Below are 13,531 nucleotides of genomic sequence, written 5' to 3'. Positions count from 1 at the left end.
CATTGAGCTAACTGATACTAATGAACCGAGAGTCTTAACCTTACAACTCGGAGTTGTTTTGGATACGCGAAGTTGAGAGTAAGAAGTCATCGAAAGATGGTTAAAGATTGATAAAACAGTTTGTTCCGGATTGAGCGATTGGTGAAGATATGTGATAATGTTCGTCAATTGAGAGAAAGAGAAGACAGAATATGTCTGGCGGTAATAGCGCGGTGGTCCCACCTGACCCCATGCCGAACTCAGAAGTGAAACGCCGTAGTGCCGATGGTAGTGTGGGTATTACCCATGTGAGAGTAGGGTGCCGCCAGACTTTTAAATTTTAGCTTTATAGACACACCAAATACGGTGGAGCGGTAGTTCAGTTGGTTAGAATACCTGCCTGTCACGCAGGGGGTCGCGGGTTCGAGCCCCGTCCGTTCCGCCACCTTATTTAGGGGCGTAGTTCAATTGGTAGAGCACCGGTCTCCAAAACCGGGTGTTGGGAGTTCGAGACTCTCCGCCCCTGCCAAAATAATTGTTTTGCCTTAATTTTAGCCGTTCAGTCGTTTTTACAAGTATAAATAAAAAAATTTTGTTTACAGATTAACTTAGTTAATTATAATTCCCGCCCAACTACTTTTACAACTTAGAGGATATAAGATGGCTGAAAGTTTTATAAGTCAACAACGTTTTTTTGATAATAAAAATTATCCTAGAGGATTTTCTCGCCACGGAGATTTTACAATTAAAGAGGCTCAAATTTTAGAAAAGCATGGCTGTGCTTTTAAAGATCTAGATACAGAAATCAGAAAGCCTGTTACAGCTGAAGAAAAATCATTTGTTGCTGTCTGTAAAGGAAAAAAAGAACCTTCCACTGAATTTGAAAAAGCTTGGTTAAAATATCTATCCCGTATTAATAAGCCAAAACGTTTTCACACATTATCAGGTGGCAAACCACAAGTAGATGTCACTGATGATTTTGTTGATACTGATGATTAATATCATTAGCCAATGTTTTTATGTAATTGAATTAATAACCTGTCCATAGAACGATAACTCAGTGCTTCTGAAATGTGTTTTCGTTTTATGGTATCAGACAAATCTAAATCAGCAATTGTACGTGATACTTTCAAAATTCTATGCCACGCTCTTGCTGATAGTCCTAATTTTATTAAAGCTTGTTCTAAAAACTCATTATCTTCTTCCGATAACTGGCAATAGCATTGAATTTCGTTAGGGTTTAGTTGATTATTTAATTTATGACTTCTTTTTAATTGCCTGTTTCTTGTTTCTAACACTCTTTTTTTGACAATTTCGGTTGTTTCCGTTGTTGTTACTTTCTTACTTAAGGTTCCTTTAGGTAAAAGCGGTACTTCTATAGAAATATCAAATCTATCTAAAAAAGGTCCTGAAAGTCGATTCAGATAACGAATAATTTGTTGTGGTGTTGTACGATTATGCGTTCCCTGATAATGACCGGTAGGACTTGGATTCATCGCAGCAATAAGTTGAAACCTTGCTGGAAATTTGATTTTAGCATTAGCTCTAGAAATAATAATTTCTCCTGATTCAATTGGTTCTCTTAACGCATCTAGAACTTTTCGATTAAATTCAGGTAATTCATCTAGAAATAGCACGCCGTTATGTGCTAAAGACACTTCACCTGGTTTAGGAATTGAACCACCACCAACTAAAGCCGCTGTTGAAGCACTATGATGAGGTGCTCTGAAAGGCCTTTGACGCCAGTTTTTAATTGTTCCATTTGCACTAACTAAACTGGTTATGGCTGCACTTTCTAAGGCTTCTTCATCTGAGAGTGGCGGTAATAGTGATGTAAGCCTTGTTGCTAGCATTGTTTTACCTGTTCCTGGCGGTCCTATAAACAAGAGATTGTGCCCACCAGCTGCTGCTATTTCTAGTGCTCTTTTAGCATGCTCTTGTCCAATAATATCCTCTAAATTCCTATCGGTGTTATAATTACTCTCATATTCCCGATATTCTACTGAAGATAAACTAGTTTGATTTGATAAATGTTGGCAGACTTCTATCAAATTATTTGTAATTAAGGTGTTGCTTTGATGTATCAACGAGATTTCAGATTGATTCTCTGCGGATATAATTAGTGTGCGTTTTTTCTTTTGTGATGAAATGGCCGCTGGAATCGCGCCTTTTACTGCTCGAATATCGCCAGTTAAAGCAAGTTCACCTAAAAACTCATAATGTAGCAATTTATCGGTTGGAATTTGTGCGGTAGCTGCAAGAATTGCGATAGCAATAGGTAAATCAAAGCGACTGCCTTCTTTTGGAAGATCCGCAGGGGACAGGTTAACTGTGATCTTTTTGGAAGGAAAAGTAAAACCACTATTAATAATTGCACTTCTAACGCGATCTTTTGCTTCTTTAACCGTTGCTTCAGGAAGACCAACTAAGACAAATCCAGGTAATCCATTACTGATATGAATTTCGACATTAATTTGAGGTGCTTGTATGCCTATTGATGCTCGAGTATAAATAATTGCAAGTGACATAGTATTTACTTTAATTAAATAATTAATTTGTGTTATTACCTTAATTACTATGCGTAATATTTAAATTAACCAATTTAATTAATTCGTTTTTAGTCACAAAAAATGTTTAATTTTTTCAAATTTTACTCGTTTTTTCACCTAAAAATAATTTTGAAATAAGCAATGATATAAAAAATAAACAAGTATTACTTAATACAACTGATGGTCCTGTTGGTGTGTCATAAATTAATGAGAATAATAACCCACAAATGATCGATAACATTCCAATGATAATGGCAATTAGTGCCATTGATTCCGGTGTTTTAGAATAGTATTTTGCTGTTGCAGCAGGAATTATCAGTAAAGATGTAATAATTAGCGCCCCAACAAACTTCATTGCAATACCGATTGTTAAAGCTAGTAATAACGTTAAAAGCAGTTTTGTAAATTGAATGTTAATACCATGACTAAATGCCAATTCTTCACTAACGGTGATAAAGAGAAAATCATTCCAACGCCATAATAATAAAATGCCTATTAATGCAACACAAATTATAATTTGATAGACGTCAATAAACGTCACTGATAAAAGATCGCCAAATAAGTATCCCATTAAATCGATACGGATATTATCCATTAAACTAATTACGACTAAGCCTAGAGAAAGTGCGCTGTGGGCTAATATTCCTAGCAATGTATCTATTGGTAATTGTTTTTGTGCTTCTAACCAAAGTAAACCTAAAGCTAGAATAAGCGTAATGAAAATAACAGAATAGAATAAATTAATATGCAGTAAAAAGCCAAAAGCGATACCAAGTAAAGCTGCATGGGATAAAGTATCACCAAAATATGACATTCTGCGCCAAACAACAAAAGTACCCAATGGTCCGGTTACTGTTGTCAGACACAAACCAGCTAACAATGAAGGTAATAATAACTCAATCATAGTTTTATGTCCTAATTAGAGCATGTAACGCAATTATTATGATGATCATCATCTTGCTTACAAAGATCATGTTGATGGTTGTGATGATGCTTGTAAACGGCAATTTGTGATGCGCCATGTTGACCAAAAAGAGAAATAAATTCAGGATCGTTAGAAACAATAGCAGGCGTTCCTGAACAACAAACATGGTGATTTAAACAAATCACTTCATCTGTCTTTGCCATAACAATATGCAAATCATGGGAAACCATTAATACACCACAATTAAACTCATTTTTGGCATTAATAATGAGATCATATAATAGCACTTGTCCGTTAACATCTACGCCTTGCGTAGGTTCATCCAGAATTAATAATTGTGGACGTTTAGCTAAGGCTTGCGCAAGTAAAACGCGTTGTAATTCGCCACCTGATAGCTGGTGCATTGATTTATCGATTAAATATTCTGCTTTAACCATTGTTAAGACTTTTAGGATATCCTCATTATTAAGTCGTTTATTTAGCCGCATAAACCGTTTTACAGTAATGGGTAAAGTTGGATTTAATTTAATGGATTGAGGAACATACCCAATTGTTAAATTGTCGGAACGATTGATTCTTCCTGAAGAATAAGGGGTTAGTCCAAGGATAACTTTGACTAATGTTGATTTACCTGCGCCATTTGGTCCTAGTAAGGTGACGATTTGATTCGTACTGATAGTAAATGAAACATTATCTAATATCTTTTGTTGGTTAAGTTCAACCGAAACCCTATCAAGTGAAATTAGCTGTGTCATATTAGTGTAAATCCTTGCTCACTGACATGTTATGTTATATTATAACAATTAATGCATCTATAATATCATATTTTATGAATATAAGGTAATAATGTGAAAAAATATATATCACTAAATTTTAAACAGTTATGGCGGATTTTGATACTACTAAGTTTGGTATTTATTACGCAAAGTATTGCTATTCGTGCCAATGCCAATGTCTTAACTTCAGTCAAGCCTATTGGTTTTATAACTCAAGCTATAACTTATGGTGTAACCGAGACTGATATTTTATTACCCGATGGCGCTTCTCCCCATACTTATTCTTTAAAACCTTCTGATTTAGTTAAAATCAAACAAGCACAATTAATTGTTTGGGTCGGTGAGGATTTAGAAGCTTTTATGCCGACCGTTTTAAAAGGTATAGATAAAGACAAACAGATAGAATTAATGGCGATACCAGACATCAAAAAACTACTTAGAACGGGTACTCAAAATCATGAACATGGAAAATTAGATTTAGATGATGAACATGACCATGACCATCATGGTTCATATGATGAGCATATATGGCTTTCTCCACAGATAGCGAAAATCATTGCAAAGACTGTGCACGATAAGCTTATCGACTTATATCCTGATAAAAGAGATTTAATTGATGAAAATCTAAACGAATTCACTATTAAACTAGCAGAAACGGAACAAAACATTGCAAAAAAACTGATTAACGTACAAAATAGCGGATATTTTGTGTTTCATGATGCTTACGGGTATTTTGAGTCACAGTTCGGATTAAAAAACCTAGGAAGTTTTACCATAAATCCAGCAGTACAGCCCGGTGTTCAAACGGTTTATGCGATTAAACAAGAGTTGAAAGAACATCAAGCAGTATGTGTATTTAGAGAGCCACAGTTTAGCCCTGCAGTTATTCAAAAATTAGTGAATGGAACTGATGTTCGAATTGGGGAATTGAATCCCTTAGGTACAGATATCGCTTTATCAAAAAATGCCTATTCACAATTTTTATTGAGATTAACACAGCAACTGTTGGATTGTTTAGATAAGAATTAGTTTAGATAATAAATAGTTAAGGTTAATTTTGGCACGAAAGATTGAATCCCCTAGTATTGAAAAAAATAAATTTAAAACTCCCTATTTTTCAGTATTAGGCGTCCTTCTTATTGTTATTTTATTTACCATATTATGGCGACCACTTAATTTGGATCGTACGGAATATGTTCCTTTAACTCCTCAAGCAGAAACGACTGTCACCGATGACGTAAATTCTCCTGTTGTTGTAGGTGATGGTCGAATAGAAGTGGTCGGTGGAAAATCTAAAAATGAAGAGGTTACTGAATCATCAGATGTTCCCGAAGATGAGATTGTTAAAGATGAATTAGATGACATTATTGATGATAAAGACAACACCGTGCAATATACTATTGCGCGCGGCGATACTTTGCATGATATTTTGCAACGCTATAATGTTAATAAAAATGATGTTTATCAATTAACCACTAAATTCAAACAACTAGCAAATTTAAGAATAGGTCAACAAGTTAGTTGGACAACTGATGATGATCATAATCTACAAAGTTTTACTTGGACCATTTCTAGTAATAATATTCGTATATATGAAAAATCAGGCGATAAATTTATTGAGAGTTCTGAAACGGCAGAAGCCGTTCCAGAAAATGTGGTTGTTAAAGGTGAAATTAAAGCTAATTTTGTCGCCGATGCGCGTAAAAGTGGTTTAACCAGTAGTGAAATAGGCATTATAACCCGAGCGTTACAATGGCGGTTAGATTTTAGACGATTGCAAGTCGGTGATAAATTTTCGGTAGTATTATCGAGAGAAATGCATGGTAAACGTTTATCTAACAGTCAACTATTAGGCGTTAGAATTAAAAATGGTAGTAAAGATTATTATGCCGTATTAGCTGATGATGGTAAGTATTATGATATAACTGGTGGCAGTTTATCACAAAGCTTTTTTCGGTATCCTTTAGCTAAGCAAGCGCGGGTATCGTCCAATTTTAATCCTCGTCGTTTACATCCTGTTACAGGTATTGTTACGCCTCATAATGGTGTTGATTTTGCTGTCTCTCGCGGTACGCCTGTTTTATCTGTTGGTAATGGTGAGGTCGTGATTGCCAAATATAGTGGTTCAGCAGGTAATTATGTGGCTATCCGTCATGGTCGGCAATATATGACCACTTATATGCATTTAGACAAGATTTTAGTCAAACCAGGTCAACAAGTAAAACAAGGTGAAAAAATAGCATTATCTGGTAATACTGGTCGTTCAACAGGTCCACATTTACATTTTGAATTACATATTAATAACAAACCCGTTAATCCGTTAACTGCAAGTTTACCAATTTCGGAAGGATTGACTGGTAAATCTAAAAAAGCATTCATAGAAAAAGTTAAAGATATTAAATCCCAACTTGTTTTTTAAAGCTTGTGATTTTTTAACTACTAAACTGAATACTTACTTCAAACTCTTTACACAAACAATGCCATAATATCGGCTAAAAAATATGTTATTATATGACGAGTTTCATAAAATCTAAATTTTAGGTGCAGTTTGAATACATCAACTCAAAAACGAGCCAATAAAAAAGCTAAAAAAAATAAGATGACACTAAAGCGAAGACTTTGGTCGTTATTGTTTAAACTTTTTCTTATTTTTGTTGCAGTGACCGTTCTTTACGGTATCTATCTTGATCAACAAATAAAAGAGAGAATTGATGGTAACGTATGGGAATTACCAGCGGCAGTTTATGGTCAGATCATTGATCTTGAACCTGATAGTGAATATAGTTTAAGTGATGTCGTTAGTATGTTAGTAGGCGCGCAGTATCGTCAGCAAGATACTAAAGCCACCCGCCCAGGTGAATTTATTGTTAGTAATGATTCTATTGAAATTTACCGTCGACCTTTTACTTTTCCAGATGGTGAAGAACAAGCATTTCGTGTCAAAATAACGTTTTATGAAAACCGCGTTGATCGTATTATTAATTTAGATACAGGGCGTGATTTTGGCTTACTACGCATTGATCCAAAATTAATTACCATGATGCACTCTCCAAATGGAGAACAGCGATTGTTTGTTCCATTAAAAGAATTTCCTGATTCTTTGCTGCAAACATTAATCGCCACAGAAGATAAACGTTTTTATGATCATCACGGTGTTAGCTTGTATTCGATTGGACGAGCAATTTTTGTTAACCTCACTACAGGACGTACTGAAGGCGGAAGTACTTTAACCCAGCAGACGGTTAAAAATCTTTTTTTGACTAATGAACGCAGTTTATCTCGAAAAATACGAGAAGCGTATATGGCACTAATTTTAGATGCTCGCTACAGTAAAGAACGCATATTAGAACTCTATTTAAATGAGGTCTATTTTGGGCAAGCTGGCAGTGAAGAGATTCATGGTTTTCCGTTAGCAAGTCTTTACTATTTTGGTCGCCCCGTTAATGAATTAACTTTAGATCAACAAGCTGTTTTAGTGGGTATGGTAAAAGGCGCATCACTGTATAATCCATGGACACAGCCACAGCAAGTGATTGAACGTCGAAATGTTGTTTTAAAACTGACTGAACAACAAGGAATTATAGATGATGAGCTTTATAATTTATTAAGTCAGCGTCCACTTTCAGTTTTACCTAAGGGCGGGGTTATTTCTCCTCAACCTGCATTTATGCAAGTCGTTCGTAGCGAATTACGAAAACAATTAGGTGATAAAGCTGATCACCTATCAGGCATGAAGATTTTTACCACCTTTGATCCTGTTGCTCAAGCTGCTGCGGAGCAAGCTGTTACTAACGAAATAGATGCTTTGCGTAAATCAACGAATAAAGATTTACAAACAGCGATGGTCGTTGTGAGTCGAGAAACCGGCGAAATTCGTTCCATTATTGGTAGTGCAGAGCCTCGTTACCCAGGTTATAATCGCGCTTGGTTAACAAGGCGAGCAATTGGTTCTTTAGCTAAACCTTCCACTTATTTAACAGCACTAGGTCAACCTGATCGCTATCAACTAAATAGTTGGCTCAATGACACACCAATATCAATTAAACTTGATAATGGCACGTATTGGGAACCTAAAAATTATGATCGTAAATTCCGTGATAGAGTGATGTTAGTTGATGCATTAGCACTCTCACTTAATGTGCCCACTGTTAATTTAGGGATGGCCTTGGGATTAGATGCAAGTAAAAATACATTAGAAGCCTTAGGTATACCGTCAGATCGTATTCCTAATCTACCATCACGATTACTTGGTGCTTTGGAGTTAACTCCCTTAGAAACAGCGCAGATGTTTCAAACTATTGCTAACAATGGACAACGTTCTCCGCTTACCATTTTAAGATACGTATTAACTGATAAAGGTGAATTGGTCTATCAAAGTTACCCTCAACAGTTACAAGCGGTTTCTCAACAATCAGCGTTTCTTACAACTTATGCTATGCAACAAGTTGTTGAATCCGGTACTGCGCGATCGCTAAAAACAAAATATAGTGGATTTAAGTTAGCTGCAAAAACAGGGACAAGTAATGATTCGCGTGATAGCTGGTTTACTGGTATTGATGGTAAAAATGTTGCTGTCATTTGGATTGGACTTGATGATCATTCCCCGATGAAATTAACCGGCGCAACGGGTGCATTGAAGATTTATAGTGAGTATTTACAAAATAATCCTCCGAAAAAATTGGTATTACCTATGCCACAAAATATTTTTATGATACCTATTGATAGTAATGGCAAATGGCAATGTGACGGCAGTGGTAGTAGAACATTACCTGCTTGGACTATCAACCCTCAGAGTTTGTGTTCGGGTAATAATCAATCCATGCAAGGACAGCAAGCACCCACTTGGGTCACTGATATGTTAAATAATTGAGTAACTAAATATGCCTGAATTACCTGAAGTTGAAACAACCAAAAGAGGGATTCTGCCTTATCTTAAAGGACAAACCATTAAGCAAATTATTGTTCGGCAATCTAAATTGCGTTGGCCTATCAGTAAAGCTATTTTCAACGCTCATGGCCAAGAAATTTTAGATGTAAAACGACGGGCAAAGTATTTGTTGCTCCAGTTACCTAATAATTGGATTATTATTCATTTAGGTATGTCTGGTAGTTTAAGGGTATTATTAAATCCTCAACAAGCCGCTAAACATGATCACGTAGACTTAATTCTTGAAAATGGTGTGATATTACGTTATACCGATCCAAGGCGTTTTGGTTCTTGGCTTTGGGCAAAAAACCTTGACCACGTTACTCAGTTACAGCATCTAGGGCCTGAACCATTAAGTGATGAATTGACTGCCAAATATTTATTCTCAAAAGCTCAAAATCGTCATGTGCCAATTAAAACGTTCATTATGGATAACCCTATAGTAGTGGGGGTTGGTAACATTTATGCATCAGAATCACTGTTTATGGCAAAAATAAACCCTAATCGTAAAGTAAATACTTTATCTTTATTCGAATTTGAACAGTTAGTGATAGCTATTAAACATGTTTTGGCTAAATCGATTGAACAAGGTGGTACAACCCTTAAAGATTTTCTTCAATCAGATGGTAAACCTGGCTATTTTGCTCAAAAACTGCAAGTGTATGGTCGAGATGGCGAAAAATGTTATCTTTGCCAAACCGAAATAAAATCACAAAAAATAGGGCAACGTAATACATTTTATTGTGAGATATGCCAAAAATAATAATTTTATAAAAATAAATCATAATGTTATGTTTTTGTTGTTTGTATGTAACAACTGATATATTTGTACTGGATAATCAAATAATTTTGTCTAAATATTGTATATTATTCCTCTTTCAACCTTAATAAAATCGGATTAGTATATACAACTAATCACTTAGTCATAATTGTTAATCTTAAATGTATTGATAATAGCGAGTAGGTAAAAAGTTAATATTTTGAAAATCTTTTTATTTTGAAGAGTATGGACTTGTTACGCGATATCGGCTATCTTTCTGACTGTAAAAGTTTTAATCTTTTATAAAGTTTAATATATAGTACTAAATGATTGTAATATATTAAAAAATCACGGATTTTTCTTGCGCGTTATTTCTTGTTTGCATTTATTTTTAACGCAATTTATTTTGTTTTTATTAAGGAATCTAAGATGATCAAATTTGCTTCTCGCTTTTTGATAACTTTTTTTGTGTTATTTTATACAATGATTGCGAATGCAGAAGTTCGCATTATTATTACCGATGGTGTTAGTACTGCTAAACCAATAGCTGTGGTGCCTTTTAAATGGACGGGTTCGGGCGAGCCTCCACAATTTATAGAAGACATAGTTGCTTCAGATTTACGTAATAGTGGTAAATTTAATCCTATTGATGTGAGCAGCATGCCACAAAGACCAACATCACCTTCAGAAGTTAACCCTGCATTATGGAGTAAACTAGGTGTTTCTGCTGTCGTTGTGGGTACTATTCAACCTGATGCCTCTGGAAAATATCTTATCAGTTACCAATTAATCGATACCGTAACTCGCCCGGGTGCGGTATTAGCTCAAAATCAATACGCTATCGAAAAACGTTGGTTACGTTATGCTGCACATACAGCTAGTGATGAAATTTTCGAATCACTAACTGGTATCAAAGGTGCATTTAGAACGCGTATCGCTTATGTTGTAAAAACAACTAAAGGACCGTTTACTCACGAATTGCGAGTATCTGATTATGATGGCTTTGATCAAATGACAGTACATCGTTCTAAGGAACCATTAATGTCACCAGCTTGGTCACCAGATGGAAAAAAATTAGCGTATGTAACTTTTGAGGGTGGTCATTCATCATTAGTAATCAGAACGCTAGATAGTGGAGCTTCTGAAACTGTTGCTTCTTTCCCTAAACATAACGGTGCGCCTGCATTTTCTCCTGATGGTAGTAAATTAGCATTCGCCTTATCTAAAGATGGGAGTTTGAATTTGTATGTTATGAATTTGGGCTCTAAAAAAATCACACAAATTACATCAGGTCGCAGTAATGATACTGAACCATCATGGATGCCAGATAGCCAAACTATTGTTTATACATCAGATCAGGCAGGTAGACCTCAACTTTATAGTATCAATATTAATGGTGGAACATCACAACGCTTAACATGGGATAATACCCAAAATCAAAATGCGCGCGTTGCACCAGATGGTTCTTTCATTGCAATGATTTCAACTAACAATGGTGAACAACATATTACTCGTTATGATATGTCAACAAGTACTTATCAACGTTTAACCGATACATTCTTAGATGAAACACCAAGTATTGCACCAAATGGTACTATGATCATCTATAGTTCAACACAAGGATTAGGTACAATTTTGAATTTAGTTTCAACTGATGGTAACTTCAAAGCTAAATTACCAGCGACTGACGGACAGGTGAAATTCCCTGCTTGGTCACCTTATTTATAAGAAGAGATTAAAATTTAATCGATATTATGAATATTAAAATTGTACAAAATGTTAGGTCGTTATAATATATAGCGCTAATCTGACTAATTAGTAATAATTGTTACTGAGTAGTCAGATAAATAAAATATAAATAATAATTTATTCAAACACAAAGGAGTTAATACAATGCAATTTTCTAAATTTCTTAAAGTAGCTGCGGTTGCTTTACCATTAATCGCACTTACTGCATGTTCATCAAGCAAAAGCAGCAATGCTGGCGGTAGTGCAAACGGTTCTTTGTCAAAAGAAGCTTTAGAACAACTTCACAGATTACAACAAACTAATACTGTATATTTTGATTTTGATAAATATAATGTTAAATCTGAATATACTACATTATTAAATGCACATGCAGAATTTATGCGTGCAAATTCTTCTGTAAACGTAGTTGTTGAAGGTCATGCCGATGAACGTGGTACACCAGAATACAATATCGCTTTAGGTGAACGTCGTGCTGACGCAGTTAAATCATACCTACAAGGTAATGGTGTTTCTGGCTCACAAGTACAAGTAGTATCATATGGTAAAGAAAAACCAGCTGTATTAGGTCATGACGAAGCAGCTTATGCTAAAAACCGTCGTGCTGTAGTAACCTACCCTGGTTATTAATAGCTTGTGATAACGGCTGATAATTCAGCCGTTTTATTTTAAAGTTCACGCCGAGTATATAATATGTATAAAAAAACACTCATATTGTTCTTATTTCTTTTGTTTACCGGTTATGGTTGTGCCGCTGGTAGTTCTGAGCTCGATAGAACAGTTCAAGCTCAAGGTCAATTATTAATACAAAATCAGCAACAAATTAGTGATTTACAATCAGATTTGGATACACTTCGTGGTCAATTGGAAGAAACTAAATACCAACTCAACCAAACTATAGAACGTCAAAAGATGATTCTTCAACAAATGGTTGGTGGTTCAGGATTCTCATCAAATACTAATTCTTCACAAGATAATTCGTCTTCACCTGCACCTGCTCCATCTACTGATTCTCAATCAGCTACGCCATCTTCAGACTTATCAAGTTGGACAACATCAGGTAACGATAAAGCAGATTATAACTTTATCATGCAGCATGTCTCTGAGGGTAAACAAAACAGTGATTCTATCGCTGCTTTTCAAAAGTTCATTGAAGCTTACCCAAAGTCAAGTTACCTAGCTAATGCAAATTATTGGCTAGGTCAACTTTACTATAAAGAAGGGAAAAAAGATAAAGCATCGTTTTATTATGCGACAGTCGTAAAAGATTTTTCAGCTTCTCCTAAAGCAGCAGACAGCCTTTATAAGGTTGGTATAATCTTATTGGACAAAGGCGATAAAAAAACTGCTAAAACCGTTTTTCAACAAGTTGTCAGTAAATATCCTAAAGATAAAAATACCGTTGATCTTGCTAATAAAAAATTAGCATCACTTTAGTAAAATGTATAAATAACCAGCTATTGGATGCAAAAAGCAAGAAAAGGGTTGCACTGCTTGATAATAGTAAGTAATATAGCAACCCGAAATTGCTTGTAACTTTAATTCTTAAGGACATTGCAATTCTTATCTAAAATGGGTTGTTAGCTCAGTCGGTAGAGCAGCGGACTTTTAATCCGTTTGTCGAGCGTTCGAATCGCTCACGACCCACCATCCTTATCTTCATATTTCAAATATCAAAACAGACCAATTTAAAAAATATTAAACTCCAGTGAATCAGTTCGATATTAATTAGTTTAGAATAGATTTCAACTTTACTTAGTATTAGACTTGAATAGCTAAAGTAAACATTTTTATTCAGTGAAATTATCCTGCAAGCTAAAAAATATTACTAAAAATAGTATTTTTTGAGTAATCACCTAACTTAAACCT

11 protein-coding genes, 3 tRNA genes and 1 rRNA gene are annotated in these 13,531 nt (G+C 35.1%); 12 read left to right on the top strand and 3 right to left on the bottom strand.

All coding sequences use genetic code 11. The features are described from left to right. Window positions 1–194 precede the first annotated feature (194 nt). The 4 genes from rrf (at window position 195) to J3U56_RS04800 (ending at window position 978) form a co-directional block, all read left to right on the top strand. A 5S ribosomal RNA gene (gene rrf, locus J3U56_RS04815) occupies window positions 195–310 on the top strand. Window positions 311–347: 37 nt separating this feature from the next. Continuing rightward, window positions 348–424, top strand: a tRNA-Asp gene (locus J3U56_RS04810). An 8-nt stretch (window positions 425–432) separates the two neighbouring features. Next, window positions 433–508: transfer RNA gene (locus tag J3U56_RS04805), tRNA-Trp, on the top strand. A gap of 131 nt (window positions 509–639) precedes the next feature. Next, window positions 640–978 carry a DUF413 domain-containing protein gene (locus J3U56_RS04800; protein WP_267334512.1) on the top strand — a complete coding sequence of 113 codons (339 nt, stop codon included), beginning with the start codon at window positions 640–642 and terminating at the stop codon, window positions 976–978. Window positions 979–983: 5 nt separating this feature from the next. On the opposite strand, the gene J3U56_RS04795 is transcribed toward J3U56_RS04800, so the two are convergent. The 3 genes from J3U56_RS04795 to znuC all read right to left on the bottom strand — a co-directional run bounded on the left by J3U56_RS04795 (window position 984) and on the right by znuC (window position 4,208). Further along, window positions 984–2,507 (bottom strand): YifB family Mg chelatase-like AAA ATPase, encoded by a 1,524-nt coding sequence (locus J3U56_RS04795; protein ID WP_267334510.1) that lies wholly within the window; start codon window positions 2,505–2,507, stop codon window positions 984–986. A 115-nt stretch (window positions 2,508–2,622) separates the two neighbouring features. Continuing rightward, window positions 2,623–3,432: a zinc ABC transporter permease subunit ZnuB gene (gene znuB, locus J3U56_RS04790; protein ID WP_267334508.1), complete on the bottom strand. Its 810-nt coding sequence runs from the start codon at window positions 3,430–3,432 to the stop codon at window positions 2,623–2,625. An 11-nt stretch (window positions 3,433–3,443) separates the two neighbouring features. After that, a complete protein-coding gene (gene znuC / locus J3U56_RS04785; protein ID WP_267334506.1) occupies window positions 3,444–4,208 on the bottom strand; it encodes a zinc ABC transporter ATP-binding protein ZnuC in 765 nt (254 codons plus the stop codon). Between the two features lie 93 nt (window positions 4,209–4,301). Between znuC and znuA the strand changes: the two genes are divergently transcribed. From znuA to J3U56_RS04745, 8 genes are all read left to right on the top strand, one after another. Beyond that, the gene (znuA, locus tag J3U56_RS04780; RefSeq protein WP_267344015.1) at window positions 4,302–5,258 is read left to right on the top strand and encodes a zinc ABC transporter substrate-binding protein ZnuA; all 957 of its coding nucleotides are present in this window, start codon (window positions 4,302–4,304) and stop codon (window positions 5,256–5,258) included. A 28-nt stretch (window positions 5,259–5,286) separates the two neighbouring features. After that, complete coding sequence (mepM, locus tag J3U56_RS04775; RefSeq protein ID WP_267347505.1) at window positions 5,287–6,648, top strand: murein DD-endopeptidase MepM; 1,362 nt, start codon at window positions 5,287–5,289, stop codon at window positions 6,646–6,648. Between the two features lie 129 nt (window positions 6,649–6,777). Continuing rightward, the gene (gene mrcB / locus J3U56_RS04770) at window positions 6,778–9,099 is read left to right on the top strand and encodes a bifunctional glycosyl transferase/transpeptidase (RefSeq protein ID WP_267366865.1); all 2,322 of its coding nucleotides are present in this window, start codon (window positions 6,778–6,780) and stop codon (window positions 9,097–9,099) included. Window positions 9,100–9,109: 10 nt separating this feature from the next. After that, the gene (gene mutM / locus J3U56_RS04765) at window positions 9,110–9,919 is read left to right on the top strand and encodes a bifunctional DNA-formamidopyrimidine glycosylase/DNA-(apurinic or apyrimidinic site) lyase (RefSeq protein WP_267366863.1); all 810 of its coding nucleotides are present in this window, start codon (window positions 9,110–9,112) and stop codon (window positions 9,917–9,919) included. A 429-nt stretch (window positions 9,920–10,348) separates the two neighbouring features. Beyond that, window positions 10,349–11,644 carry a Tol-Pal system beta propeller repeat protein TolB gene (tolB, locus tag J3U56_RS04760; RefSeq protein ID WP_416379616.1) on the top strand — a complete coding sequence of 432 codons (1,296 nt, stop codon included), beginning with the start codon at window positions 10,349–10,351 and terminating at the stop codon, window positions 11,642–11,644. A 165-nt stretch (window positions 11,645–11,809) separates the two neighbouring features. Further along, entirely contained in the window at window positions 11,810–12,292 is a 483-nt protein-coding gene (gene pal / locus J3U56_RS04755) for a peptidoglycan-associated lipoprotein Pal (RefSeq protein ID WP_065634268.1), read from the top strand. A gap of 63 nt (window positions 12,293–12,355) precedes the next feature. Then, window positions 12,356–13,099 carry a tol-pal system protein YbgF gene (gene ybgF / locus J3U56_RS04750; protein ID WP_267344014.1) on the top strand — a complete coding sequence of 248 codons (744 nt, stop codon included), beginning with the start codon at window positions 12,356–12,358 and terminating at the stop codon, window positions 13,097–13,099. A gap of 137 nt (window positions 13,100–13,236) precedes the next feature. Beyond that, window positions 13,237–13,312, top strand: a tRNA-Lys gene (locus J3U56_RS04745). The last annotated feature ends 219 nt before the right edge of the window (window positions 13,313–13,531 follow it).

It is taken from the genome of Gilliamella sp. B2824, from assembly GCF_026536245.1.
Classification (GTDB): domain Bacteria; phylum Pseudomonadota; class Gammaproteobacteria; order Enterobacterales; family Orbaceae; genus Gilliamella.
Note: the sequence above shows the minus strand (reverse complement) of the source record. Positions and strands in the feature narration are given on the sequence as shown.

Coding starts and splice junctions, on each gene's coding strand:
- znuC (WP_267334506.1), bottom strand. CDS start 4,208: ATGACACAGCTAATTTCACTTGATAGGGTTTCGGTTGAACTTAACCAA.
- ybgF (WP_267344014.1), top strand. CDS start 12,356: ATGTATAAAAAAACACTCATATTGTTCTTATTTCTTTTGTTTACCGGT.
- J3U56_RS04795 (WP_267334510.1), bottom strand. CDS start 2,507: ATGTCACTTGCAATTATTTATACTCGAGCATCAATAGGCATACAAGCA.
- pal (WP_065634268.1), top strand. CDS start 11,810: ATGCAATTTTCTAAATTTCTTAAAGTAGCTGCGGTTGCTTTACCATTA.
- J3U56_RS04800 (WP_267334512.1), top strand. CDS start 640: ATGGCTGAAAGTTTTATAAGTCAACAACGTTTTTTTGATAATAAAAAT.
- mutM (WP_267366863.1), top strand. CDS start 9,110: ATGCCTGAATTACCTGAAGTTGAAACAACCAAAAGAGGGATTCTGCCT.
- znuB (WP_267334508.1), bottom strand. CDS start 3,432: ATGATTGAGTTATTATTACCTTCATTGTTAGCTGGTTTGTGTCTGACA.